The organism is Wolbachia endosymbiont (group B) of Philonthus cognatus (genome assembly GCF_947179345.1).
Classification (GTDB): Bacteria; Pseudomonadota; Alphaproteobacteria; order Rickettsiales; family Anaplasmataceae; genus Wolbachia.
In genome coordinates, this window is record NZ_CAMXBG010000001.1 from 215,771 (window position 1) to 242,474 (window position 26,704).

Consider the following 26,704-nt stretch of genomic DNA (forward strand, 5'->3'; position numbering starts at 1 on the left):
TAATTAAATACTAATCAAGCTTACCAAATTTTGTTTTATCGTGCTATTAATAATGAATCGAACCTTATCATCATCGGTATTTTTTCCGTTATAATTTACATCAGGATAAGCAAGCATCTTTCCATCTTTTTGTACTGTAGGCAAAGAATAGTAAACTTCAGAGCAATAATCATAATTTTTTAGAAATTCAGGGATTTTTTGTGTTTTCTTTAGTGGAGCAATAGTTACTGAACACTCCTGATCTCCAAATATTGTGCAGCTAAACCTGTTATCCCATTCAATAGAACCATTTAATGGTAAGTGTACAGTAATTTCCTGTATCTTTGACGATTCTCTCATTATCAGAATACTTTCTCCATATTTTCTTATTTTGCATCCATAGAGTGTGCAATTAACATCACTATTTTGTTGCAATATTCTATTAAATATTGCGATAAGGCTACGGTACCTTGGTTTATAGTGCTTGTTGACAATTGCCATTATAGAATAAAGAAGAAGTCTTAAAGCTATTTCCTCTGGCAGTTTATAAAGTTCATCTAGTTTAATTTCAATATAACCAAGATCATGAATATTAACGCAGTCATTAAGTGCAAGGCGTGTGTAGTGCATCAACGCTTTTGCAGCTCTTTTCATATGAAGGGCTGTGAGGCATATTCGCTCTGTTAAAATCTCTTGATTGTCACTTGCTTTAAGTAAGTTACGGTATAAAGTTCGTCTGTATTTTAAGTCATAATTGCTTCTATCTTCGATCCATTTTAACCGGTGAAGATTAGCGTACTTTTCTATTTCACTACGACTAAAATTTAACAACGGCCTAAATATATAAATACCATTTAAGAAAGATTTGTAATCCATTGATGATAATCCATCTACTCCACTACCTCGCTCCAATCTTAATAAGAACGTTTCTGCTTGATCATCTTTGTGATGAGCAACGAGCAAACATTTAACATTATTGTTTTTACACCACTCTGCTAGTAACTTATATCGTGCTTTTCGTGCCTGTAACTGAATATTACCTTTAATATTTTGCTTCTCCCAATTTAATATGAACGATTCCTTTGCTCCAAGTTCTTTTGCATAACTTATAATAAAATCAGCTTCTTTTTGAGACTCTGAACGTAACCCATGATTTACTGTTAATGCTATAGGAAGTGAAAGCTTGTTTTTTTTTGCCCAGTTAGTCATTAAATGCAGTAAGACTATACTATCTACACCACCTGATACTGCAACTGCGATTTGGTTATGGAAAGCAAAACTATTAGCTATATTTTGAAATAATAACTCTAATTTCATTATGTTTCTTGATGGCCAGATAGTCTCTACGTCATACAGCGACTTATTTGTGGTATATATAGATCCCGCTAACAAGCAGCGGAATTGCTCTCTTTTGTCATCCCAGTGCTTGACACTGGGATCCAGGTTTTAATGCAAGAAACTACTTCTTTATTCCAGAAAATGAAAATTCCACTCTACGATTTTTAGCATGCTCTTTTTCATATTTAGAATTTCTAGAATCATCTTTTACATTAACCAAAGGCTCAGTTTCACCTTTAGAAGCAGTTTTTATTCTATTTTCTAGATAAGGTGTACAGCTGACCATAAATTTTTTAGCTGCATCTGCTCTTCTAGCTCCTAGTGCAAGATTATACTCGTGAGAACCACGATTGTCAGTATGACCAGTTAAAGTGACCTTTGCGTCAGGATTATTTTGTAACACTTCCATCACGTCAAGTAATGCATCTGCACTCACTTCACTGATACTAGATTCATCATAACCAAAGAAAACTCTTTTATCACCTATCTGCTTAACAACAGCATTCATTTTATTTGTCGTATTTACTCCTTTTTTAGGGCAAGAACTTACACCAGTAAGCAGTAAACAAAAACAACACATTATAATCAGTCTACTCCACATCACTAAACCTCCATAAATTTAAAATATAGTGCGTAATTTTAATTTTAGTACTAATAATCCCTCTATACTAGAATAGAGTCAAGGGAAATAAAATACTAAATGTTTTCTTTACAATCTTATAATTAATTTTCTGATAAGATGCTCAATTCTTAGCAATGAAGTACAATAAAAGAATAAAAATACAATTTTTTATTGTACTTTAAGCAAATATACTTTTAACTTTATTATTAATCTATTACGATATTAAGCAGATGTTTCAAAGCAATGAATAAAAATGAGATCTTATAAGTTTTTAGAGGAAGTATTACATAAGGTAAGGAATATCGAAAACACACTAAAACTACTAAGCAAAAGCCAATTGAATGTAGAGGACAAAGTTGAACAAATGTGTCTTCTAGAGGAAATCAGACATGAAATTATCTCTCATGATGCAATAAAGGAATCATTAGCGAATGCTCTTAGGAATAAAAAGAGTGCTAATATTCAGCAGCTAAAGTTAATAGAGGGGATACACAAAAGCAGCAGTGCTATTCCTGTTGATTTAGTAAAATCTTTGTCCAAAGCTAAGATTGAATGCCAAAACTTATGGAGGCTAACTAATTCTGAAATTAGTAACTTAGAAAAGCTGAAAGAATGCTTTACTAACCTAATTAAGCTTACTCGTGAAGCAGCTTCTATAAAATCGCAGCAATTAAAGCGCTCAAACTATGAGTCATTGCTTGCTGACTATGACTCTAATATCACAGAAAAGAACATAAAGGAAATATTTCCTAAGCTAGGTAAATTTTTTAGTGAAAATGTAGAGAAAGTAACTCAAAAGCAGAAGAAGGATAAGGTTACTAATATACAAAAAGTTACGGTTCAGAGACAGATTGAACTTGGTTCCTTATTCTTACAGCAAATGAGTGTTACACCAAATGAGATTTCCATTTCTTATTACGATTCTATCGATTATGATGAATCTGACCTTTGTTATGGTTTATTTTTACTTTTACGGCATACTGGTTATGCAATTCATCAAAAATGTTTAGCGCAAAATTCTATAAAGAGCTCAATTACAAAACATATTATGTATGAAACTCAAGGGTTATTCATGGAAAGGATCATTGGAACATCCAGAGAATTTATTGAGTTCATTCAACCACACATAAAGGAGAAACTTTCTACAAAAGGCAAAATTAATAGTAGTGTTGAAAATTTGTATTTGATTTTCAATAAAGTAAATCTTTCATCTTTTTTGAAGAATGCGGATGAATTTAGTTTATTGGCTCACATTATGCTAAGAACTAAATTAGAACAAGATCTAATAAATGGTACGTTAGAAGTTAAAGATCTACACGATAAATGGTTGGAAGGTATGAAGCATTACAAGATTTCAGTAAAAGCTAAAAATGAGCTAGACACTTATTTTCAAGATGAGTATTGGATAAGTGGTGTTATAGGCTACTTTCCTATTAAAGTCATAGCGTTAATCGCTGCTGTGCAGTTTTTTTCTTTCATTAAGAAAAATCATTACGAATTTTTAGATTCTATAGTAAAAGGAGATTTCAGTTTACTTATCGATTGGTTCTCTAAAAATGTATATAGTGCAAATTATGGCTTTTTGGAACAGCTAAAAAAGGTAACAGGTAGGGATTTAGATATTGAGTGCTACACTAGTTACTTATCTGAAAAGTATAATTTGTCTCAATAAATGGTTTTCTTGAGTTGTGTATGAGTTTTGTTCAGAATTTAATCAGAAATTTTTTTACTTTCAAAGGTTTATTTGCTAGCGATATTGCTATAGATCTTGGTACTGCAAATACTTTAGTTTATCAGAAAAATCAGGGGATAGTGCTTGATGAACCCTCAGTTGTAGCAAGAGTAAAAGAAAAAGGAAGTTACGTTCCTTATGCTTTTGGCAAAAAAGCTAAGATGATGCTCGGAAAAACACCTGGAGAAATAGAAGCGATAAGGCCCTTGAAAGACGGAGTTATTGCTGATTTTAAAAGCGCGGAAGAAATGTTAAAATATTTCATACGCAGCGCAAACACAAGATTCACTGTTAATAAGCCTAGTATTATCATATGTGTTCCATCTGGATCTACCCCAGTTGAAAGGCGTGCTATACAAGATGCAGCAGAAAGTGCTGGTGCAAATGAAGTATTCTTAATTGAAGAACCAATGGCTGCAGCAATTGGGGCTGGACTTCCAGTTACCGAACCTGAAGGTTCTATGATTGTTGACATAGGAGGTGGTACAACTGAAGTTGCAATTATTTCTTTAGGTGGAATTGTTTATTCACGTTCTGCCAGAGTAGGTGGCGATATTATGGATGAGGCAATAAAGTCATACATTCGTGAAAATCATAAGTTATTGATTGGCGAAACAACTGCTGAAAAAATTAAGAAAAACGTCGGTTCAGCCAGTCTGCCAGTTGAAAACAACAAAGAGGGAATGATAATTAAAGGCAGGGATTTAGTGAGTGGTATGCCAAAAGAAATGCTTTTATCAGAATATCAAGTTGCAGAGAGCCTAATAGAGCCTGTACATCAGATAATTTCTGCTATTAGAACTGCACTGGAGAGTACTCCACCTGAACTTTCTTCTGATATAGTTGATAGAGGAATAATTTTATCTGGTGGAGGTGGGTTATTGCGCAACTTGAGTAAAGTTATTAGTGAAACAACAAAATTACCAGTTCGTGTTGCAGATGATCCACTTTGTTGTGTTGCCCTGGGTAGCGGAAAAGTACTTGAAAACATGGACTATTTTGGCCATGTTTTATTCAAGCAAGATTAAATTGTTTTTGAAGGCAGTTTATCGAATTGTTTTGATGGAATTATGTAATATAAATGAGATCCCAGTGCCACGCACCAAGTAATTTAAAGGCAACTTCCAGCAGGAAGGGGTGTCATCCCAGCGCTTGACACTGGAACTTGACTACAAATAAGTACGCTGTTTCGATGAAATTGTGTAATAGAAACTCGATTCCAGTGCTTGACACCAGGTTTGTGTTTATAAATTATATGCTAAAAGAATTTGAAATTGAACCTTTATTAAAAGATAAAGCTCCGCATCAAACTAAGGCTATTGTTGCAATGTCCGGGGGAGTTGATAGCTCCGTTGCTGCAGCACTGCTGTATAACCTTGGGTACGAAGTGATAGGTGTGACTCTTCAGCTCTATGGCAGTGATGGTAATGCGAGAAAGGGTGCATGCTGCGCTGGACAGGATATTTATGATGCCAAATACGTGGCTGAAAGTGTTGGCTTTCCCCACTATATTTTAAACTACGAGGAAATATTCAAAAAGGAAGTAATAGAGGATTTTGCAAATACCTATATGCGTGGGGAAACCCCCATACCATGTGTAAGATGTAACCAAACAGTAAAATTCCGTGATCTATTGCAAGTCACAAAAAATCTTGGTGCGGATGTGCTCGTAACAGGACATTACGTAAGAAGATTAGAAGAAAATGGTGAGGTAAAGTTGTGCAGAAGTATTGATAAAAGTAAAGATCAAAGTTATTTTTTGTTTGCTACAACTGAGGAGCAGTTAAAGCTTTTGCGATTTCCACTAGGTGAGTTCTATAAAAGTGATATAAGAAAATTAGCAAAATATTTTAGCTTACAAATCTCTGAAAAGCCGGATAGTCAAGATATATGCTTTGTTTCCGAAAGCTATAGTAAAACAATAGCTAAATTAGCTCCACAATCTGTACAGAAAGGTAAAATAGTAGATATTCATGGAAAAGTGCTAGGTGAGCACAGCGGCATAGTAAATTTTACAGTGGGACAGAGAAGAGGCCTCTGCATCGCACACAATGAGCCTCTTTACGTGATAAAAATTAATACAGAAAATAATGAAGTTGTAGTAGGCCCGATCAATGCTCTAATGCAAAAAAAGATATTGGTCAAAGAGTTAAATTGGTTAGAACAACCAAAAGAAGGCATGGAAGTAACTGTGAAGCTTAGGTCATCACATGCAGGAAGCTTAGCGACAATATATTCAACTGACGAAAAGAACAAAGCCTGTGTAATTTTAAACGACGATTACTTTGGCATCAGTCCAGGTCAAGCCTGTGTAGCATATAAGGGCGAACAAGTTATAGGTGGAGGTTGGATATGCTCCTAACTTGGTGGTTTAATTTTTTAATGCAGAATGTAAACATACAATAAAATTTATTGCTGTTTTATCCTATATTCTTTATACTATAAAGATAATTATTATATTGTGGACTAGAGGGATGGTTAAAGAAGTTGAAGAGTTAATAAAAATTGTTGGTAAGGGCAATTTACTAGAAGCCGCATTTATTCGTTTGGGCAGTTTTCAACATGCTGACTTACATCATTGCATGGATTGCAGAAATCATATAGGTCTATTCGAATTCATTAATAAAAAAGAACAAGAGCCATTAGATAAATATTTTAACTTAAAATTTAGTCTACAAGGATTGTTTTTAATTTATGTTCAAGCTTATAGAGTTCTTGCAGAAAATGCTCAGTTCAATACTCAAGAAGTAATTGATAAAATATATGCTGCAGTTGAAAGTAAAAAAATACCTACTCTTTGTGACACTTCGAAGAAACTGCTAAGGGAAATTGTAGATCAAGTAGAATTGACAGAAGATCAAAAAAAACTAAAGCTTTTTAATATTCTAGCAAATCCGAAAGGTGAAGCTCTATTTAACAATAATGATGACTTTGAGAAACAAGTACTCAATAATGTTAAAAAGTTACTCAAAATAAGCTATGCAAATGAATTTGATAAAGAGTTTAGCTTATGTAAAGAGGTAATAAATCATTATTACTCGATTCACAGTATAAAAATAGATAAAGACATAGCATTACTATTTTCTAGTTATGGTATATTTTCTACATGTACTGGAAATGGAGATATTTTATCACTCAATCAATATATTAATGAGAAAGCTAGAGTAATCAACACACCACTGTATTACAGTTACATCTTACAGTTAATAAACGTATTAAGAAAAATTGAGTTACCGTATAGAAATGGATTCACCAAGTATACACTTAATTATAGAGGTATAAGTGAATTGAACGGGACATTTACAGCTGCAAGAGAGCAAGACAGTCAAGATTCTCTATATCCTAAAAATATCAAACGTACTCTAGAGCAACTACTAAAAAACCAAAATAGTGATGCATTTGAACAATTAGTAACAAACCCTGAGAATACGTATTACTCAGTGCCACAAAGTGAATGCAGACTAAACTCTACTATCAATAACAAAAAAAACAAAAATCATAAAAACACATTTTGTAAATTAGCTTTAGGCATGTTTATATTATCTGTTGGATTATATGCTGCTGACTATTTCCTTATGGAACAAAAATTGTTTAACTCAATGAATCCACAAACTAATCTAATAATTGCTGCAGTGCTGACTATTGTGGTAATATATGCCTTATCTCAATTATTGAAACCACCACAGGAACCACCACTTTCAACAGTCGATGATGTGCGGAAGAAAAAATTAGAACCGCTCCATGCAAATAAGCTCAGAACTACATAAATGTGGCAACTTAAAAGCACATATTGTATAATGCTTATTCTTAAGTTAAGAGGTAATCCATGGATTTAAGTAAAATAACAGCGGGACCAAATGCGGTGAATGTGGTAATTGAAATAGGCGCAAATGCTGAGCCTGTAAAGTATGAATTTAATAAAGAGCTCGGATTATTACAAGTTGACAGATTTTTGTCTACTTCAATGACTTATCCTTGCAATTATGGATTTGTACCAAACACCTGTTCAGGTGATGGTGATCCTGTGGATATTTTGGTACTAACTCAATTTCCTTTAGCGCCTGGAGTTTTGATATCGGTGCGTCCAGTAGGTGCATTACTCACTAAAGATGAAAAAGGAGAGGATGAAAAGATATTAGCGGTGCCCATTTCCAGTGTTGACAGCTATTATGACAATATAAAGAACTATTCTGACTTACCTAAAAATCTATTAGATAAAATTGTTCATTTCTTTTCTCATTATAAAGATCTAGAAAAGGGAAAAACAGTGACAGTTGGAGAATGGGCTGATGTAGAAGAAGCAAAAAAAATCATTGAAAAAAGTAGAAATTAGTTTGCATTAGAGCTGCTCAGAAAAATATTGTTGTTTTTTATGTTGCGGTTAAAAGCATTAGACAGGCAGTAAAGGTCTTGATATTATAGTAATAATTTGGAAGGGTGGCCGAGCGGCTGAAGGCGGCGGTTTGCTAAACCGTTATACGATTGAAAAGTCGTATCGAGGGTTCGAATCCCTCTCCTTCCGTATATTATTGTTTAGGTATTCATTACAGTAATTTCATCCTCTTTTTTAATTATTAAAAAGTTAGCTAGCGTTTATTCAGTATTTATTATAGAATTAGTTATTAGCTAAATAATTTTATATGCATAAAATACTAATTTTGATATTAATAATGCTGCCGCTTAGGTTACTTGCAACTGAGATTGAAATTGTTGCAGATGTAAATGGTGAGCCAATTTCAAATTTAGATATCGAAAGACGTATAAACTTCATAAATTCATTGCTTGGCACTCAGAAGATTAATCAAAAAGAGGTAAAATCTCAAATTCTAAGACAGTTAATAGACGAAATTATCATTGTCAGCGAAGCACAGAAGATGAATATAGAATTGAGTAACGAGGAGTTAAATAATGCTGTCACGTTATTCTTAACTCAAAGTTTAAAACTTGAGGCTGATGAAGTTGATCAATACGTAAAAAAGCATAATATAGATCTCAATACCCTAAAAAAACAAGTAAAGTGTCAGCTACTGTGGAACAAGATTATTGAAGTAGGAATTGTGCCACTTGTCAATATCAGCGATAAAGAAGTGGACGATGTAAGAAAACAAAAAGAGAAACCTGACTACCTTATTACATTTCAGGAGTTTGTAATTCCTGATCAGAAGATGGCTGAAGATTTAATAAAACAATTACGTAGCAGTAATAATCCAGAATCTTCAATAAAGATGAGCAAAGCAACCGTTAATTTAAGTCAGCTAAAAGGTAAACTCAAGGACGTTTTGGAAGGATTAGAAATCAGTGATGTAGCAGGTCCGGTTAGTTTAAGCGAAGGTTACTCTGTTATAAAAGTCATAGATAAAGTACAGCTTAATCATACAATGCTGAAAAGTACTTTAAAACTGAAACAGGTTGTAGTTGAAGGTTCAGAAAGTTTACTCTCTAGTTTTAAGGAGCAAAAGGTCAGTTGTTTAAATTTTGACAAGTTAGCAGATGATTTCAAGTTGCCAAGCGTAAAAGAGTTTGAAATAAAAATGCGAAATTTAAATCCTGATTTACAGATTTTATTTAGTAAAACAAATATGAATGAAATAGTAGAATTAAGAGAAAATAGCACTGCAAAGTTGATGATGTTATGTGATATCAAAAATAATGCAATGGATATAGAAGCAATCAAACAGGAAATGTATCAACAAAAGATTATGATACAAAGCAACCTGTTATTGGATAATATGCGTAAAAATGCAGCTGTTAGTTATCAGTTTAATTGAAGTTAGAGAGGTTTTCTACTCCATAAAAAGTTTATGAAGAATATAATGCTCATTGGCGGTGGAGTTGGAAATGCAGTGTTATTTTCGATAGGGAAGGCATGTCTTGAAAACAATCATAAGGTTTTATATTTCGCTGGCTATAAAAAATTAAGTGATGTATTTAAACGAGCACTGATAGAACGTGCATCAAGTGCAGTAATTTGGGCATGTGAAGAAGGATTGATAGAAACAAGCAGAGAACAGGATAAATCCTTTCATGGTAATATAGTTGATGCAATAATCTCATATCAGCAAGGAAAGTTAGGTAAAATTACTATTAGTTTAAACACTATAGATAAAATCATCACTATTGGTTCTGATAAAATGATGAAAGCTATAAATGAAGCTAGAAAAACAATTTTAAAGCCATATCTAAAACCAAAACACATAGCAATATCATCAGTTAACTCTCCTATGCAGTGCATGATGAAAGAAATCTGCGCTCAATGTATTCAGCAACACATAAATAAGGAAACAGGAGAAATAAGTTTTGTTTATAGTTGCAATAATCAAGACCAGGATATGGAGCTTGTTGACTTTGATTTTTTAAGTGAGCGCTTGAAGCAAAATAGTTTACAAGAAAAGCTCACTGCAAAATGGATAGAACATGTTCAAAGACACTAAACAGCACAAAGAGGAACTAAGGAAGCAATATAGAACCATAAGAAAAGATGTTGATGAAAGTTATTCTAGTTATGCAGCAAATTCTCTTATTAATCTCTTTAACAAAAACTTAAGTTGCGTTAAAGGTAAAACAATAGCAGCGTACATTCCAACAGACGGAGAAATTAATGTTGTGCCTTTGATGCATCATTTACTCGATTTAGGATATAAAGTAGCAATTCCTAATAAAAATAAGTTATTAAAATTTGAGGAATGGAATAAAGCAGATGAAGATATAATTCCCGACACAATCATTACCCCTATTGTTGCTTTTGATGATCATTTTAATAGGTTAGGTTTTGGCGGTGGTTGGTATGATGAAATGATAAAAAAATTACGGCCACTTGGAAAAATATTTATAGGTGTAGCCTATGAGAAGCAATATTGTAAAAATTTACCTGTAGAAAAACATGATCAAAAATTGGATATTATAATCACTGAGATGTGTGTTAGATGTAGAAGTGGATTGCTCAAAAAAGTGGATAGAAAGGAGTAGCATAGTCTCCCTCTTTCTGATAGTAATTGCTTATCTGTTCAGATGCATGCAAATATTGAAACCTGTACTCCCTTTCTTGTCATCCGAGTAGCTGACACTGGGATGGCTTTATTGCATCACACTTTATGAGATGGTGATTTATGTTAAATTCATGTAACTATCTCAAATTTAGCCATACCAATATCAGTGAATTTATTAAGCAAATAGCATTTAGTTCTTTTTCTCGATTTATCTCAGATTTATTCCTAAAACTAAATCCGAATATTTGCTTTAATCTTGAGAAAAAACCTTCAATATAAGATCTTTTCCCATAATTTACTTCTTTTTCCATTCTTTCATGCCATCTTCACCGTATAATTTTATTAACCTAATAGCAGCATTCCTGTCAGACATATAATCTATTTCTGGATGTTCTGCTGCATTGTTTATTGGTGGAATTTTTGTCTTTATATCATATTCGTTACACAACTTATAAAACTTGTGCCTATCACATGCTCTATCTGCATATAGTGCTTTTATGGCATGCTGAAAATCAACTTCTTTTAGCAAATCACAAGTGATCAGAGTAGACACCGTTACTGTATTTTACAGCTATGGCTTTTTTGTTGTTTATATTCAACATTACGTGCAATTTTCTCGTTTGCTCATAGCCACTCTGTCAGTGCTATTTTCCTTGCTGTGTGTTGTTGTATATACTAATTCCTGTACTGTCTATAGCAATTTCGATATCTTCTATATTATTTTCTGCAATCATTTATCTTAATATTAAGTTTTTTTTGATGCTTGTGAATAGCTGCAAATTTTTTCCTATTTGTTGCAGATATCCTTTTACAAACCCTACCGTTTGTCTTAAGCCAATTCTAAAAAGATTAACGATTATATGCACCAAAATCACAACTTTATCACTATAAATATAGTTGCCGCCCTGCATTTTTGGACAATTCTCGTACCAATTTTCTATGGCGTCATTGATATAACAAAAAATGCTTCCTCTTTCTTGGAGAAATTTGTTATATTCATGGCAGTTACTGACTCTCATTTTTTGTGGCATATTTTTTCTTCAACAGTTAAATGGCTATTTATAATGAATTTTGTCAGTAACTGCCAGTTCTTTTCACTTGAGCGATTCAACAAAGCCCACTGGGATCCAGCCTGTTTTATCTTTTATCATAGAATGAGACGTTCAGCATATTCATCTTTTTCCATTACCATATCATAAACAATCATTCCATGGGAGCGCATAATTTCAGGTGTATGATCACGAATCAATTTATCAATCTTGAAATAATTTTCTTTATACTTCCTTTGACGGATATCAAAACTTTATTTGGTAAAATCAAACCGTGACTTTCGATTTAACCCAATTATACAATTTACTCATTTTACCATCTTGACCGAGCATTCCAGAGTTATTTTTATAAAAAGTGTCAACTATTAGCTTGATAGAGCCTATGGCAGCAGAAAATACGGGATTTTTATCATACTCGCCATCAAGGCCACTGAGAGACTCAGGGCATCCAATGCGGACTTGTTTGTTGAATATATAGCTTGCAATCTCTTTCATGCTTGTGAGTTGACTGGTTCCACCTGTGAGCACTACTTTATTGATTGGATCTTTTTGTTCTTGAAATTGTTCTCTTACCAGTTCAAATATCTCCTCAACTCTAGGTCTTATGATGTCAATAAGTTCGGACTTGGGTACTCGAGTCGGTTCATCATTTTCACTGTTTTGCAGTGTAATATATTCGTTCTCATCTATTGAAGTTACGACAGTGCTACCGTATAGTATTTTTATGCGTTCAGCATGCTCTATACTTGTGCATAGTCCATAAGCTATATCTCGAGTGATGTGAATGCCGCCAATTGGAATGCTGCTTGTGTATATAAGCTTCCCTCTCTTAAAAATTCCAATTGCAGTACACCCACCCCCTATGTCAACAATGGCAGTTCCTAGCTCTTTTTCATCTTCACTTAGACAGGCAAGGCCTGCAGAATATGCGGAAGCAATACAACCAGCCATACTTATCCCGCTATTATTAGTTATACAATTTTCAATGTTGGTAAGCGCTGGACGCGAAGCAGTGACGACATTAACATCAGCAGATAGTCTTTTTCCGTACAATCCACCAACCTCTTTTATATCAGTCATGTCATCCAAGTGATATTTCAGTGGTATATTGTGAATGATAACATTTTCTTCGATATATTTCTCAAACGTCTGAAAGACTACACGTTTTATATCTCGGTCTGAAATTTCGTGATTAGCTGCAATAATTTCGTTATATACGTTAAAAGATGAGACTCCACATCCGGCTACATTCACATATATCTGGTCTATAGTCTCTTCTGATACTTGCTCAGCTAAACCTATAGTTGATGAAATAGAGTAACTTGCATGCTTTGCATCAGTTATTGATCCACCGCTTATACCTTCTGCACTTTTATAACCCGTTCCTATTATTTTATAGCTGAAGTTGCTATTGATCTTAACAATGAGACAGATAATTTTTGTTGTACCTACGTCTAAAACGGCAAAAACATTTCGCTTTGGTTTTATTATTACTGCAGAGTACATTAGTTGACCTTATGACACAATTCCATTAAAATTGTAGCTTCCTTTAATAATTTATATTTCTATTAAAAATACAGCAACATTTTAATATACCCAAAATACTGTACAAAGGAAAAAATAAAACATAAAATTTTAATTTTATGTCTAAATTGCCAATTGTAATTGCCCCTGATGAAAGGTTAACTACACGTGCCAGTGAAGTAATAGATATAACCGATAAAATTAAAGAATTAGTAAACGACATGTTCGAAACTATGTACGATGCAGAAGGTCTTGGTCTTGCTGCAGTACAAGTTGGAGTGCTGAAGAGAATTTTTATCATGGACGTTCAGCCAGAAAAGGTTGGAGATGAGCTAGCAGGGTATGACTCAGTTGGCAAGTTTTGTATGATTAACCCTGAAATTACAGAATTATCGGGTGAACAAGTAATTCTCAAAGAAGGGTGCCTTTCAATTCCAGAGCAAAGCCATGAAATTAAGCGTCCAAAATATTTAACTGTGAAATATAAAAATTTAAATAACGAAGAACAGACGCTAAAAGCTAGTGGTTGGCTTGCAAGGTGTATTCAGCATGAGTTAGATCATTTAAATGGTATATTATACGTTAGACATTTGTCTAAATTGAAGTACGATATGGCTATGAAAAAAGCTCAAAAGGTTAAGAGGCACTATGAACAATGAAGATCTAGAATTGTTGAAGTTCTATCATGAAGTGGGTGTTGACTGCACGCTAACTGAAGGTGAAGAGGAAAAAAAAGTGGAAAATGAGAGAGCTGCACAGTCTTCTGTCATCGAGCAGAAAAAAGCCATGTTCCCAAGTGACTGGATCATTGAAGCAAGGAAGCTTGCAAGTGAATGTGGTAGTGTAGATGAACTAAGAAGTGCAGTTAAGTCATTTGAGGGTTGTGAAATAAAAAAAACTGCAACTAATACTGTTTTTTCCGATGGTAATCCAAATGCAAAAATCATGCTTGTTGGTGAAGCACCAGGAGCAAATGAAGACCTGAAAGGCATACCATTTTGTGGTGCAAGCGGAATGCTGCTCGATAAGATGCTCGGTGCAATTAATCTGGACCGCACTAAGGTATATATAAGCAACACCGTGTTTTGGCGTCCACCAGGTAATAGAAAACCAACTGATCTAGAGCTTGATATGTGCAGACCATTTGTTGAGAAGCATATTGCTCTTGTTTTACCGCAGATTCTAATTTTAGTTGGAGGAATTGCATGTTATAGCCTTCTTGATAACACAAAGACTATATCGAACTTGCGTGGCAAATTTCATACTTATACTAACCAATATTTATCTCATGCAATTACCACAGCCGCTATATTTCATCCAGCCTATCTACTTCGTCAACCAGCACAAAAACGCTTAGCTTGGGAAGATTTAAAGAAGATTAGAGAATATCTTGATAATACTAATAACCACACGGATGTTTAGCTTACTACTCGTTATCATCTTAGTACCGGCTAATTGCATTAAATATTGAAAAATTTACTAAACAGAGAAAAAGGCAAAAGAAAATCTATCAGCTACTACCTATTTTTTTAATTGGCGTTTTTCATTGTATTAAATGCTTTGATAAGCGCATTTTAGCTTATGTGGGTAAAAGTTTTATAAAGACATAGAGTGCACATAGTGCAAAAAATTAAACATCAAGTATATTGAGCTTTTTGTCGTTTTATCTGCACAGACTGAAGATAAATAATATATCTTCACCCTTATTTTAAGGAGAATGGCGGAGTCCGTCAAGTAACTCTTGCCGTTGCTATAGCTGCTTGAGTTCCTGTAATCACAATGTTGGTGCAATGCACGCATGGAATTTTATTTACTCTATAATATGTTGGTTTATAGTAGTACTAATGCAGAAATAAAGGGAGGAGACATTGGAAAGCAATATAAAAAAATTGAAAGGAAATTTTTTAGAACAAGCAATTAGAGTAAATCATGCTGGCGAATATGGAGCCATTTGCATTTATTCCGGTCAAAAATTTATTCTTAAAAAATCTTCCATAATTGACAAAATAATTGAAATGGAGGAGCAGGAAAAAAAACATTTCCACTATTTTAATGAGAAAATCAAGGAGCAAAGAGTTCGTCCTACTGTTTTGTTGCCAGTTTGGGGTGCTTTAGGGGTATCACTTGGTGTTGTAACTGCCATGATGGGTAAAAAAGCCGCTATGGCTTGCACTGCTGCAGTTGAAGAAGTGATCGGAGAGCACTACAAGGAGCAAGTCTTACATTTAGAAGATGGGGAATTAAGAGAAACTATAAGTAAATTTCGCGATGAGGAATTAGAGCACAGAGATATTGCAATTCAGCACAATGCCGAAAGCGCACTTGGCTACAACGTTTTATCTTTGTTCATAAAAACAAGCTGCAAAGCTGCTATTTACCTCTCTAAATTGATTTAATCAATCACTATTTGACAACCAACCACATTTGCCTTTAGTTCTTGTGCTAATTGCTGCCCCATATCCTCTACTACAATCGAATGCGTATGAATGTTTATAATTAATTTCTTAATTATTATCCTAAAAATACATTAATTTAATTCCCTATTAGAGTTTTCTTGTTGTTGTAAACATGTTTGCATAAGACTAGTAGATGGAACGTTTTTAATAGTCTGAGTTAACTCCTCAGGAATATTTTCAAAACTCTTGCCCATAACTTCTAAAACACTTTTCCCCTGTATAAGACAATTCCCTCCAAAGCTTGATTTGTTTTCTAACTTGCTAAACCTTATTTTGCTTTTCTCATCAATTTCTACTACCATTTTGTTACCATCTTTCCGTAGATAAATACTAATCTCTCCTATTTTAGTAGTAAAAAATATTTCAATACCACCTTTTAAGATATCTGTGTAATTTCTTTTTCCATCTTCTGTAATTTCAACTTTTACTATACTTTCCTCAATCTGAAATATGCCAACTTCTAAATCCTTAGCTTTTTCATTATTTAAAGTTCTCGCAGTTTCAACAATACTACCTTGTGGATACTTAATATAAAAATATTTATTATCTACTTCTACTTCAAGATCATATTTATCAATTTGCTTGTTATTTTCTTTCACAATACCTTCATATGCTAGACCCTCTAGCATTTTTTTCTTACTCTTACATTGTTCGTTAAGATCATTTAAATAATTAGAGCCGTAATATCCGCCTTCAATATCGCTATAAAAAGATAATCCTTTTTCTACCCCACCTTTTAACACTAAATTACGAGTGATCTTTTGTATGATATTTTTTGTAGTTGAATTGTGTGGATTTGCATGAAAGCGATTAATTAATTCTTCCATTTTTTCAAATATAAAATTTGTTACAGTCTTATTATCCTTACCGTAATATGAGTTTAATCTTATTCCTTGATTTAAATAACCCTCTATTATGCGTTCCATGTACTTTAAAACGCTTTCTTGCTCATCGTGTTCTGTTATACCTTTTATCATCTCATCACAAAATTTTTTAACTAGAATTTGTTCATCTGTAGTCAATGGTATTTGCAATTTCGTAGAAGATGAGTCTCGCTCAAAAAGATAAATTATTGACAATTCTTCTGCTCTTTTAATAAAGTCATAACTTCTTAGATATTCTGCAACATCTTTGTTTTTTGCGTACCTTTTCTTGATTAAATCCATATGCCTATCTTTACGACTTATAGTCGGTAATTTTGGATTTGATAAACTACTCTGTTGACTATTGAAGAAGCTGTTAGAGAACTGTTCAGGCTCTAAAATAAGATTACTTTCACCTTGTTTACCTACTTGCTTAGACATATTATATACCATAACCACTAAAACTTTTTAGTGATTACTTCAATACATAGATAAGTCAATAAAAATATCTTTTTCTCTTCAGTGCTAAAAAATTGTCAAAAATCTCAAAATTGGTTAATTGCATATAACCTACTTTCTGGTATACATCAAAACTACCGTAGAAAGCTTCAACTTTGAAAGGGATTAACAAATAAAATTCTTGTACTTTGCCTCTACTAAAGTACAATCAGGCTTTATTTAATATTTTTCATGCTTGATGAAGTACATGAGGAGTGCGGGGTATTTGGCATAAGTTATAACCAAAGTGCTGCTTTTAACTCTATACTTGCTCTCCACGCTTTGCAGCATAGAGGTCAAGAGTCTTTTGGCGTAGTAACCAGTAACAACGATAAGCTGCACTCTTATCACTTTCAAGGCCAAGTGAGCAGTGTATTTGATGATATAGATGAAATAAAGAAATCCTTACCTGGGGATTGTGCAATAGGTCATGTTCGATACTCAACAAGTGGTAGTAAATTTGGAGTGCAGCCCATGTTTGGCAAAAGTGGCAAATTTGGGGATTTTGCCATAGCACATAATGGTAATTTAATTAATATTTCTCCGATACGCGAACAATTAATTAAACAAGAGTGCGTTTTTCAGTCAGATATTGATACAGAAGTAGTAGTGCATCTGACAGCAAGCAGTGAAAAAGATAGCTTTTTAGAGAGTTTTATATATGCATTAAAGCAAATACAAGGTGCTTATTCTTTTGTGGCAATCAATCAAGAAGTAGTTATTGGAGTACGTGATCCATCTGGAATCAGGCCTCTTGTTTTAGGAAAGTTAAACGGTTCTTACGTTCTTGCATCTGAAACTTGTGCTCTTGATATAATAAATGCAGAGTTTATTAGAGAAATAGAACCAGGCGAATTAGTTACCATCAGTTCGGATAGTAAGCTAGCCTCAATGTTTCCTTTCCCACAGCAAAAATCAAGTTTTTGTATTTTTGAATACGTTTACTTCTCGAGACCAGACAGCATAATGGAGAAGAGGTCCATATATGATATAAGAAAAGAAATAGGAAGAATACTTGCAGAAGAGAGCCCACCAAAAAACAATGTAGATATGGTTGTACCAATACCTGATTCTGGAATACCTGCAGCTATTGGATATGCAAAGCATTCAGGATTACCTATGGAACTGGGGATAATTCGTAATCATTACATAGGAAGAACTTTTATACAACCCACCGCTGAAGTACGTAAAGTTAGAATAAAATTAAAATTCAATGCTAATAAGCACACTTTGAAAGGCAAAAACATAATTTTAATAGATGATAGTATAGTGCGTGGTAGTACGCTCAGAAATATAATAGTTATGCTAAAGGATGCAGAAGTAAAAGAGATTCACCTCAAAATTTCAAGTCCACCAATTAAGCACTCTTGTTTTTATGGAATAGATACACCAGATTGCAAAGATTTAATTGCTGCGACTCAATCTATAGAAGAGATAAAGGAAAGTATAGGAGTAGATAGCTTAGCCTTTTTGAGTATTGATGGGCTATACAGAGCTGTTAAAGCAGAAAAACGTAACAATGCTACACCGCAATATTGTGATGCTTGTTTCACTGGTGACTACCCAATTGGTAAGTAATCTATTATTAATGAAGGTGAGGTTTTTTCTATGTTATATTAACAGTTTTAAAAATAGATTTTTTACATAACCATATAGTTTTTGCCTGGGCGTCATTTGAGTGAAAACTACTTTACAAATTTCGTCATTCCCTTTACTATGATACTAAGAGTATTTATCCTTATTTTTGACCTGCAGGCTCAATCACAAAATCAGTAAAAAACTCAAATATTTATTGGCAAATTACACAAAAATTATAGCGGCTTTTTTTATTTTTTCTACATTCAGCCAAAATGCGCTTGTTAGCACATTATTATAGCGCCAATTTACATTATAAAACTCGTCACACGGGGATTCTTCTGCCTTTTTTCTTCGTTTGGTAAATTTCTTAATATTTATAGCTAAAGCTTCAGGCTAGCACTTGATGCTGGAATCCAGCTTTCATTAGAAACGTTGATTACTTTTATGCTAATAATTTTACTACTCTGCTGAACGGATACAATTGAATATAGTATAGTCTTCTGTTCTGACGAGAATAGTTTTATTCCATCCATCAAAAAATGCTAAATTGAGGTATGTATCACCCTTATAGGGCTTGTGAATTTCAGTTATAATAAATTCTGAGATTAGGTTATGCTCTAAAAAAAGGTGTGCTATTTGTGCCCCACCAATCACAAAGACTTGAGAACTACTTTGAATTGACAGAAATTCTTGCATGGAAGAGACAACAGTACATTTTGGACCTCTATTAAAACACTTGTTACGGGAGAAAACAATAGGTGTACGATTCTTTAGTATGCTTTGAGGCACGGTTTCAAATGTCTTTCTTCCCATCACAATAATTTGTTTGTCGGTCACTTGACAAAAATGTTTAAACTCACTTGGATAACGCCAGGGCAAATCATTATTTATTCCAATTACCCCATTAGGGTCAACAGCCATAATTCCAATAATCTTCATCCTTTTAAGACAGCTTGGGCTACAAAAAATCTCATGTGGTCGCGTACATTATGCACTCTAAGGAAATCAACCTTATTTTGCAGTATAGCAGATGTAGCAATTGTTTCTAAATCTCTATTAGAGGGAGATTCTATGGAAAAAGAGGAAATAAATGACTTTCTGGAATGGCCAACTAAAACCTTGCAGCCAAAATTTTGTAAAGTTTCTATACTGCGTAAAATCTGAATATTCTGATACATAGATTTGCCAAAACCAATACCAGGGTCAATAATTATTGAATTTTCATCAAAACCCAGGCCTAGTAGTTTGTTAATGCTCTTCTCTGCCCAATTATTTATGATATCAATTGGGTCAGTGTCATGTGGAATAATATTGTCCTTATGTGGTGGTATCGAAAGTGAATGCATAATAACGACACTACACCCACTGCTAGCAACTTCTTTTAAGGTATTACTACTCAGATCTCCCTTCTGATCATTTACCCAGGCAATATTGTAGTGCTTCAAAACGTTTAAAATAACGTCTGGCCAAAAACTATCAATGCTGACTTCAATATCACCATTTTTCATATAGTCGCTAAGATTATCAAGTACTGGTTTTAGACGTTCATACTCTTCCTCTGGCGTCTTTATTGAAGCTCCAGGCCTTGTTGATTGAGCTCCAAGATCAACTATGCTTGCACCATCTGATACCAGCTGCAATGCCTGCTTGGTTGCTCGATTCGCATCATAATAAAGACCACCATCTGAAAATGAATCAGGGGTAATATTGACGATACCCATAAGCTTTGGTGAAAGCGTAAAACTCTTTGAAAAACAGTCTTGAACATTGAAAGCAAAGGTTTTGTTAACCATTGCCATCAAGTGGAGCAAAAATGGTCTATTTACTAATTCTGGGTGAGGAATTTTAAGGTCAGGTATATCAAGCGTTAGATCATCCCATAACAAAATATCTAAATCAATAACACGAGGTGCCCATTTTTCGTAGACTTGTGGACGACCAATATCACATTCGATTTGTTTTAAGCCTTTTAGTAGCTCCTCAGGAGAAGAAGAACAACTTCCATAGACAATCATGTTGAGAAATGGCTTGTTCCAATCAGGTGGAGCACCATTTGGTAAAATAGCCTTAGTTTCTAGAATGATCGAAGACTTTAAGTCTTTTAAATAGCGCTTCTTTAGTAACTCAGTAGCTCTTTGTAAATGGGAAAGGCGATTCCCTATATTTGATCCAATAGAAATATAGATCATTCTTGCAATTCATTACAGTAAGTAAAAAAAACGCCCCCATGCACACCAGGAACTGGTGGTGCGATTTTGTGAGTAGTCACCCTGACAGAAGAAATAATATGCTTCTTTCGCAGCAAAAGGTTATTAATGGCTCTGTATATCTCATGAGTTAAATGCTCGATTAAATTAAATTGCTTGCCCTGAACAAGAGATTGAATATTTTGCACTACTTCCAAATAGCAGATAGTATCTTTAAGTTGATCAGTTGTAAGCCCTGAAGGAGGAGATTTAAAAGTGAAATCAACGTCAATACTCACCAATTGGGGAGAAAACTTCTCTTCTGCACTACATCCCAAATGAACCCAAAGCCGTAAATCAGATATAAGAAGATTACATGCTACCACTGAATTTAGTATCTACTTATAATTAATGACAAACATCAACATTCATCATGCCATCAAGAAAACCCCATAAGAGTTTTGCTCCTTTTTCAGCGCCTTGCATAACTTTCTCTTGTTTTTCTTCGTTTAAATCTGCAATAAGGTTTGCACATTCTTCAGAATGCCACTCATCAGCTTCCATATGAACAGTAAAAAATTTGAGAGGACGCTCATCATTTATTGAATAGTGTTTTTTTAGACCTTCAATTTTAGATTTAGAAACCTCTGGAGTTTGACGTTCATAAGCGTACAGAGCTCCAAGACCTGCTGCAAAATCTGATTTTACAATGTCAAAATAACCATCAACTAATTCTCGTGTCTCCTTAATTTGTGCATTTTCACAAAGTTCTGAACGTGCTACTCCCAGTCCTTCAGCAAAACGCTGCCATAATTCTGGGTGATTCTCGTCGCCTTGTTCTTCCTCTATTAAATTACCAAGTAAAACTTGCCGCATTTTCAAATTCGGACACAAGGAATGTATACCGCTGATATAACGAGGAAAAGCAGCAACATGGTGATAATATTCCTTAGCGTAGGTTTGCAGAGCCTGCAGGCTTAAGCTACCTTCATTCCATGACTCGTAAAACGGGTGTTTTAATAAGTGTAAACTATCTAATTGATTATTAAGTGATTGAACAAATGTCATAAATAAACAGTAAATTGTTTTAGGCTACGTTTAGGTTTATCAAATGTCAAGAGGCATTTCTCACTACTACTTTAATTCCGATAAATATAAAGATAGATACGCTATAAGTTAATTTTTTAGTAAAATTGATTTTTTCTAAAATTTCATGTATTATTAAATCAATATAGTGAAAAACGCAAAATGAAAGTAACAGAAGAAAATACAATAAAAATTAGGGAAGAGTTCGTAGAAGTTCAAAATGGAATGCGAATTCAAAAGATAGTGATGTCAAACTCGAAGAGCAGTGCAGATAGCAGAAAGAAAAAGCATATAGTTTACTTTCCAGGGCTTACATATACTTTTGAAAAAGAGCCAAATGAAGACAAAAGTGAATGGAATTGGGCAGCTAAAGCAGGTATGGATGTTCACCTTATTAATTTTCCTGGTTCTGGAAAAAGCAAAGGCCATTCTTTAAACGGTCGAAATCGAGTAAATGCAGGAATTGGAGTCATTTCAGATCTTCTAAAGCAAGGCATTCACCCAGACAATATAGTACTGTATGGAAGCTGTGCTGGAAGACCAATAGCTGCGGAGGTTTATAAAAAGTTTAAAAAAGATGACAATATTCATTTAAGATGCATTATCAATAAATCCTTTAGCTCATTCAAAAAACTTGTAGTGAAATTACTACACATATCAAAACCTAAATGGCTATTTCCTCCTATAATAAAATTCATACTCAAATGCTTTGGTTGGCACTTTAAGCCACACACAATAGTAAACGACATTACTCCATACACAATTTGTTTTAACTTAGAGAACGATGGCTTTATTAGTAAGCAGGCAAACATAGGTACTAAAATTGCCGACATAGAAAAAAGTCATAGGAAAAAAAATTATCAGAAAAAAGAAACTTTTGAAGGTTTTGAGCAATACAAAGAGTTTTTCATGGAGAATACTAATTTAGCTAAAATAAAAAATCTTGAACCTGAAGTTGGAGTAATGAGAAAATGCTGGAATAAGTTTCTATCGTTACTACCTATTAAGGCAGATGATATTCACTTTTCTCCGATTACAGAATTGTGCTCATCAAGTGAACATAAATACACTCTTCCTGAGTTAATTTCACTCTTTTTAGAATCCACAGATAATTATTTTGAAAAGAAGGGCTCGCTCAATCAAGAGATAAAAACAGAAGTGATATTTGAAAAGAATAGTGAAAAAGAAATAGAGGAAAAGAAACAGTATTTTACCAATTTAAAGAATTATTCAATAAGTCAGAGTATACCTCAAAAGCTAACATCCCCGCAAATATTGAAATAAGTGTTTCTTTTGTGATTAAAAAAACATTGCATCTAGAGTATCTGCCATAAGTGATAATTCTGTGCTTTCATCATAGAGATTGTTTTCACTAGCTAATAATTTCTCACTAATTTGTGGATAAAGTTTAGAAACGTACTTCTCATAGCATTTATCTAGGCATTCTTGGTCTGTCAGTTTTGTTTTGTAGGAATGGCATTTCTGCTGACATTGATTATATCTAAATTCAATCCCTTTCTCTTTGTTTGATGCTTGTTGTTCCATAATATTCTTCAATTTAAATAATATTAATATTAGCATACAAATATGAACATTATGTTAATATCATTACTTTTTAGGTATACATGGCAAATTTATGCCTGGAAACAGTTTTTGGTTATTTCCTAGATTTTCTTTATAAAAACCAAAGGCGCCAGTTGGTTTTTATTAACTAAGGTAAAGGTCAAATATCTGGAATTCTGGACATAAAATCCTCCTGTATAAATTAGAAAAAAATGCAGCGCACATATGACAGACGTGTGTATACGCTGAAAAAGATACGCTACGTTTTTTATTGAAAAGTTAATTGAAAGTCTGCAGACAAAGATAAATTCTTGAGCTCTTAAAATATCTCTAATTGTCATTATAATCAGATTCAAAATACGCGGAAGTAATTTTTTTTGACAATAGATTTCTTTCATAACCAGGCGTCATCCCAGCTGAGATCCAATAAGAAAACCGCGCTGGAACTTTTGAATTCCAGTTATGCAAGGAATCTAATATCATGGAGTTTTCAAACACTAACAGCCAAGTACTTTAATAAGGCAAAAAGCTTATCTAAGAGAGTAGGCCTTGCAATTGTATCAATAGTGGTGGGATTGGTAGGACTCGAACCTACGACCAATTCGTTATGAGCGAACTGCTCTAACCGACTGAGCTACAATCCCTTTTATCAACACCTATAATACACGCAAAAGGAAATTTGTCTACTCGCTTATTTCACTATCAACCCAACTGTGTAAATCATTTATTGCGCCAATTTTGCGTGCAATTTCCTTACCATCTTGAAATATGATTAAAGTAGGTATAGATTGAACTCCATACTTACTTGGCACCTCAGTTTCTCCATCTATGTCGAACTTGCAGATCTTGATCTTGCCTTTTCTATCCTCAGCCAATTGCTCGATACGTGGCATCAGACTTTTGCATGGTCCACACCATTCTGCCCAAAAATCTACCAGCACAAATCCTTTGTGGTTAGCAACTTCAGATTCGAAATTTTGATCATTTACCGCTTTAATATCATCACTCATAAAATACCTAAATTTTTATAAATATAGCGTATCAATTAACAGCTGATCAACTAAATTTTTCTGGATTCAAGTGAAGTGATTACATATGATGATTAAAGATATCTACACTCCCCCAACCCATTGAATCTAGCTCAATACGAGTAGGAAGAAATTCAAAGCACTTTTCGGCTAATTCTTTTCTATTTTCACGTTCTAGCATTAAATCTAGCTTTTCCTTTATTTTATGGAGATATAAAACATCAGATGCAGCATAACTTTTTTGCTTGTCTGTTAAAATTTCATTTCCCCAATCAGAAGATTGTTGTTGCTTATTTAATTTTATATCAAGTAGTTCTAAGCACAACTCTTTTAAGCTATGATTATCTGTGTAGGTGCGAACTAAACGTGAGGCTATTTTCGTGCAATAGCAAGGCAGTGCCCAAGTTTGCAGGTAGTAATGTATTATACTCACATCAAATCGCGCAAAGTGAAATATTTTGGTTATATTTTTATCCTCTAATATTTTTCTCAAATTTGGAGCTGTATAATCGTTTTTGAATTGAACTAAGTGAGCGTTGCCATCATTGAAAGAGAGCTGAACAAGGCATAATCTATCTCTGCTATGCAGTAGCCCCATTGCCTCTGTATCAACAGCTATAGATTTTATATCATTCGGTATTGCACTGGCTGGCAGGTCGTCCTTATATATAAATATTCTCATAAATTTAATATGTTTTATGACACATACAATAATCAAAAATGAGTTTTAAGTATACGAAAAGATCATAGAAAATTGTAAGTTAAAAATGTGATATAAAAGAGATAAGAGGGAAAGATAACCCTACTCACTATAGGAATAGGGCTATCACGGGCGTGTGCGACCGAATGAAAATTGGTATTACAACCGTAGCCATCAAGGTACACTAGCCCTATCCCTCGATACGTTTGAATAGTTGTGTGGGACATATATGTGCACCCGTTTACAATCTTAAATTAATTAAACTATCGAGGTTATTATGATTGCATCTTATCAAAATTTTATTGGCATTGATATTGGAAAATTCAAAAATGTTGCTGCAGTGTACAACCAAAAAAACACTATCAAGTTCAATAATAATGATGCTGGTTGGCAACAATTGTTTCAAGAATTTTCAAATATTCTACCTAATTCTTTTGTAACTTTAGAAAATACAGGAAAATATGAGCTTGGTTTAGCACGTTCTCTTGTTGATATGAATGTTGCTGTGCATCGAGCTAATACTCGTAAAGTAAAAAGTTTTATCATATCACATGGAACTTTAGCAAAAACTGATCAATCAGATGCAAAAGCCCTTGCTCAATATGGTTTTGAACGCTATAGTGCTCTATCTCTATTTGTGCCTATGTCAAAAGAACAAACTGCCTTAGTTGCACTCTGTCAACGTCGTGATGACATTACGCAAATGAGAACTCAAGAGAAATGTAGGCTTGCAGCACCTGAAAACGACTATATAAAGGAAAGTTGCCAAAAAACAATAGACTTTTTTACCAATCAGATAAATGAGTTCAACGATGCCATACAAAGAATTATTGATAAAAATCCAGAGTTACAAAAGCGTCAAAAGATCCTGAGAACAGTGCCAGGAATAGGTCTCAAGCTATCTCAAGTTTTTGTGTGTCTAATGCCAGAACTTGGCTACCTAAACAAAAAAGAAGTTGCAAGTCTTGCTGGGGTTGCTCCACATCCAAAAGAAAGCGGTAAAACTATTGGTTACCGAAGGATAACAGGTGGTAGAAGCAATGTTCGTGCAAAGCTTTTTACAGCTGCTATGGCCGCTGCAAGATCTAAATCTGCACTTGGTGCTTTTTACTCTAATCTTATTGGTAGAGGTAAAAAGAAGATGGTAGCTATAACAGCTCTAATGCGAAAAATCATAGTAATTGCCAATGCAAGACTTAAAGAAGCAATTAATATGAAATAAAAAAATCTGCATAGAAAATAGGTTAACGGATATGTGCGTCTACACACATTTAAAGCACATATTCGTTAACCATAAAATCTAAGCAGTGGTTGCTGTTTGATATAAATTTCTTTCTGTATAAACTGGGATCTTTGTTGCCAAAATACATTTTTCAATTGAATAAAAATGCAAAATTATGAACAAATGAGACTAAACTCAAAAAATTTTAAAAAACATAGTTGATGGCTCTCATGATTTTCATGCATGTAGGGTTTACAAATTGTAATATGTACCTATAATTAGAAGTAGAACCTA

The 26,704-nt window shown here is 33.8% G+C and carries 25 protein-coding genes, 2 tRNA genes and 1 pseudogene; 15 read left to right on the forward strand and 13 right to left on the reverse strand.

Annotation, left to right across the window (positions count from 1 at the left end; all coding sequences use genetic code 11):
- Positions 1 to 3: 3 nt before the first annotated feature.
- Together tilS and ONG78_RS00930 are read right to left on the reverse strand one after the other, a co-directional pair.
- On the reverse strand, positions 4 to 1,296 hold the full coding sequence (gene tilS, locus ONG78_RS00925; RefSeq protein ID WP_264377464.1) for a tRNA lysidine(34) synthetase TilS: 1,293 nt from the start codon (positions 1,294 to 1,296) through the stop codon (positions 4 to 6).
- Positions 1,297 to 1,438: 142 nt separating this feature from the next.
- The gene (locus tag ONG78_RS00930) at positions 1,439 to 1,918 is read right to left on the reverse strand and encodes an OmpA family protein (protein WP_007302208.1); all 480 of its coding nucleotides are present in this window, start codon (positions 1,916 to 1,918) and stop codon (positions 1,439 to 1,441) included.
- Positions 1,919 to 2,192: 274 nt separating this feature from the next.
- Here ONG78_RS00930 and ONG78_RS00935 point away from each other — a divergent pair, with 274 nt between their 5' ends.
- From ONG78_RS00935 to ONG78_RS00975, 9 genes are all read left to right on the forward strand, one after another.
- Complete coding sequence (locus ONG78_RS00935) at positions 2,193 to 3,611, forward strand: gluzincin family metallopeptidase (protein ID WP_264375088.1); 1,419 nt, start codon at positions 2,193 to 2,195, stop codon at positions 3,609 to 3,611.
- Positions 3,612 to 3,631: 20 nt separating this feature from the next.
- The gene (locus ONG78_RS00940) at positions 3,632 to 4,699 is read left to right on the forward strand and encodes a rod shape-determining protein (RefSeq protein WP_019236777.1); all 1,068 of its coding nucleotides are present in this window, start codon (positions 3,632 to 3,634) and stop codon (positions 4,697 to 4,699) included.
- Positions 4,700 to 4,926: 227 nt separating this feature from the next.
- Positions 4,927 to 6,033: a tRNA 2-thiouridine(34) synthase MnmA gene (gene mnmA, locus ONG78_RS00945; RefSeq protein ID WP_264377465.1), complete on the forward strand. Its 1,107-nt coding sequence runs from the start codon at positions 4,927 to 4,929 to the stop codon at positions 6,031 to 6,033.
- A 112-nt stretch (positions 6,034 to 6,145) separates the two neighbouring features.
- Positions 6,146 to 7,438, forward strand: coding sequence for a WD1261 family protein (locus ONG78_RS00950; RefSeq protein WP_264377466.1), 1,293 nt, complete (start codon positions 6,146 to 6,148; stop codon positions 7,436 to 7,438).
- Positions 7,439 to 7,497: 59 nt separating this feature from the next.
- Positions 7,498 to 8,004, forward strand: a complete 507-nt coding sequence (gene ppa / locus ONG78_RS00955) for an inorganic diphosphatase (RefSeq protein ID WP_264377467.1) — start codon at positions 7,498 to 7,500, stop codon at positions 8,002 to 8,004.
- 98 nt (positions 8,005 to 8,102) lie between these two features.
- Positions 8,103 to 8,193, forward strand: a tRNA-Ser gene (locus ONG78_RS00960).
- Positions 8,194 to 8,311: 118 nt separating this feature from the next.
- Positions 8,312 to 9,439 carry a SurA N-terminal domain-containing protein gene (locus tag ONG78_RS00965; protein ID WP_264377468.1) on the forward strand — a complete coding sequence of 376 codons (1,128 nt, stop codon included), beginning with the start codon at positions 8,312 to 8,314 and terminating at the stop codon, positions 9,437 to 9,439.
- A gap of 33 nt (positions 9,440 to 9,472) precedes the next feature.
- Entirely contained in the window at positions 9,473 to 10,102 is a 630-nt protein-coding gene (locus ONG78_RS00970) for a ferredoxin reductase domain-containing protein (RefSeq protein ID WP_264377469.1), read from the forward strand.
- Positions 10,086 to 10,637: a 5-formyltetrahydrofolate cyclo-ligase gene (locus tag ONG78_RS00975; RefSeq protein WP_010403418.1), complete on the forward strand. Its 552-nt coding sequence runs from the start codon at positions 10,086 to 10,088 to the stop codon at positions 10,635 to 10,637. The genes ONG78_RS00970 and ONG78_RS00975 overlap by 17 nt, the downstream gene beginning before the upstream one ends.
- Before the next feature lie 149 nt (positions 10,638 to 10,786).
- Here the strand turns inward: ONG78_RS00975 and ONG78_RS08075 are convergent.
- Positions 10,787 to 11,688 (reverse strand): annotated as a pseudogene (locus ONG78_RS08075) (IS5 family transposase).
- Between the two features lie 285 nt (positions 11,689 to 11,973).
- Positions 11,974 to 13,212 carry a cell division protein FtsA gene (gene ftsA / locus ONG78_RS00990; protein ID WP_010403853.1) on the reverse strand — a complete coding sequence of 413 codons (1,239 nt, stop codon included), beginning with the start codon at positions 13,210 to 13,212 and terminating at the stop codon, positions 11,974 to 11,976.
- A gap of 137 nt (positions 13,213 to 13,349) precedes the next feature.
- Here ftsA and def point away from each other — a divergent pair, with 137 nt between their 5' ends.
- From def to ONG78_RS01005, 3 genes are all read left to right on the forward strand, one after another.
- Entirely contained in the window at positions 13,350 to 13,889 is a 540-nt protein-coding gene (gene def / locus ONG78_RS00995; RefSeq protein WP_264377471.1) for a peptide deformylase, read from the forward strand.
- A complete protein-coding gene (locus tag ONG78_RS01000; RefSeq protein WP_264377472.1) occupies positions 13,879 to 14,652 on the forward strand; it encodes a uracil-DNA glycosylase in 774 nt (257 codons plus the stop codon). Before def ends, ONG78_RS01000 begins: the two co-directional genes overlap by 11 nt.
- A gap of 446 nt (positions 14,653 to 15,098) precedes the next feature.
- Positions 15,099 to 15,626: a demethoxyubiquinone hydroxylase family protein gene (locus tag ONG78_RS01005; RefSeq protein WP_007302313.1), complete on the forward strand. Its 528-nt coding sequence runs from the start codon at positions 15,099 to 15,101 to the stop codon at positions 15,624 to 15,626.
- A gap of 131 nt (positions 15,627 to 15,757) precedes the next feature.
- On the opposite strand, the gene ONG78_RS01010 is transcribed toward ONG78_RS01005, so the two are convergent.
- Positions 15,758 to 16,990 carry a hypothetical protein gene (locus ONG78_RS01010; RefSeq protein ID WP_264377473.1) on the reverse strand — a complete coding sequence of 411 codons (1,233 nt, stop codon included), beginning with the start codon at positions 16,988 to 16,990 and terminating at the stop codon, positions 15,758 to 15,760.
- A gap of 249 nt (positions 16,991 to 17,239) precedes the next feature.
- Between ONG78_RS01010 and purF the strand changes: the two genes are divergently transcribed.
- Positions 17,240 to 18,625, forward strand: a complete 1,386-nt coding sequence (purF, locus tag ONG78_RS01015) for an amidophosphoribosyltransferase (protein ID WP_264375095.1) — start codon at positions 17,240 to 17,242, stop codon at positions 18,623 to 18,625.
- A gap of 459 nt (positions 18,626 to 19,084) precedes the next feature.
- On the opposite strand, the gene ONG78_RS01020 is transcribed toward purF, so the two are convergent.
- The 4 genes from ONG78_RS01020 to ONG78_RS01035 are packed head-to-tail and all read right to left on the reverse strand — an operon-like array spanning position 19,085 to position 21,879.
- Complete coding sequence (locus ONG78_RS01020) at positions 19,085 to 19,564, reverse strand: dihydrofolate reductase (protein WP_064085991.1); 480 nt, start codon at positions 19,562 to 19,564, stop codon at positions 19,085 to 19,087.
- Complete coding sequence (gene folP, locus ONG78_RS01025) at positions 19,561 to 20,814, reverse strand: dihydropteroate synthase (protein WP_264376556.1); 1,254 nt, start codon at positions 20,812 to 20,814, stop codon at positions 19,561 to 19,563. The genes ONG78_RS01020 and folP overlap by 4 nt, the downstream gene beginning before the upstream one ends.
- On the reverse strand, positions 20,811 to 21,197 hold the full coding sequence (locus tag ONG78_RS01030; protein ID WP_143689820.1) for a dihydroneopterin aldolase: 387 nt from the start codon (positions 21,195 to 21,197) through the stop codon (positions 20,811 to 20,813). Before ONG78_RS01030 ends, folP begins: the two co-directional genes overlap by 4 nt.
- A 22-nt stretch (positions 21,198 to 21,219) precedes the next feature.
- A complete protein-coding gene (locus ONG78_RS01035; protein ID WP_264377474.1) occupies positions 21,220 to 21,879 on the reverse strand; it encodes a CADD family putative folate metabolism protein in 660 nt (219 codons plus the stop codon).
- Between the two features lie 180 nt (positions 21,880 to 22,059).
- Here ONG78_RS01035 and ONG78_RS01040 point away from each other — a divergent pair, with 180 nt between their 5' ends.
- The gene (locus ONG78_RS01040; protein ID WP_264377475.1) at positions 22,060 to 23,181 is read left to right on the forward strand and encodes an alpha/beta hydrolase; all 1,122 of its coding nucleotides are present in this window, start codon (positions 22,060 to 22,062) and stop codon (positions 23,179 to 23,181) included.
- A gap of 15 nt (positions 23,182 to 23,196) precedes the next feature.
- Here the strand turns inward: ONG78_RS01040 and ONG78_RS01045 are convergent, their stop codons facing one another.
- The 4 genes from ONG78_RS01045 to ONG78_RS01060 form a co-directional block, all read right to left on the reverse strand.
- Positions 23,197 to 23,442 carry a hypothetical protein gene (locus ONG78_RS01045; protein ID WP_264375099.1) on the reverse strand — a complete coding sequence of 82 codons (246 nt, stop codon included), beginning with the start codon at positions 23,440 to 23,442 and terminating at the stop codon, positions 23,197 to 23,199.
- A 585-nt stretch (positions 23,443 to 24,027) separates the two neighbouring features.
- Positions 24,028 to 24,104 (reverse strand) — tRNA-Ile (locus ONG78_RS01050).
- Positions 24,105 to 24,143: 39 nt separating this feature from the next.
- Positions 24,144 to 24,470 carry a thioredoxin gene (gene trxA, locus ONG78_RS01055; RefSeq protein ID WP_007302120.1) on the reverse strand — a complete coding sequence of 109 codons (327 nt, stop codon included), beginning with the start codon at positions 24,468 to 24,470 and terminating at the stop codon, positions 24,144 to 24,146.
- Between the two features lie 79 nt (positions 24,471 to 24,549).
- The gene (locus ONG78_RS01060) at positions 24,550 to 25,170 is read right to left on the reverse strand and encodes a ribonuclease D (RefSeq protein ID WP_010402854.1); all 621 of its coding nucleotides are present in this window, start codon (positions 25,168 to 25,170) and stop codon (positions 24,550 to 24,552) included.
- 295 nt (positions 25,171 to 25,465) lie between these two features.
- Between ONG78_RS01060 and ONG78_RS01065 the strand changes: the two genes are divergently transcribed.
- Positions 25,466 to 26,410 (forward strand): IS110 family RNA-guided transposase, encoded by a 945-nt coding sequence (locus tag ONG78_RS01065; protein ID WP_264377456.1) that lies wholly within the window; start codon positions 25,466 to 25,468, stop codon positions 26,408 to 26,410.
- The last annotated feature ends 294 nt before the right edge of the window (positions 26,411 to 26,704 follow it).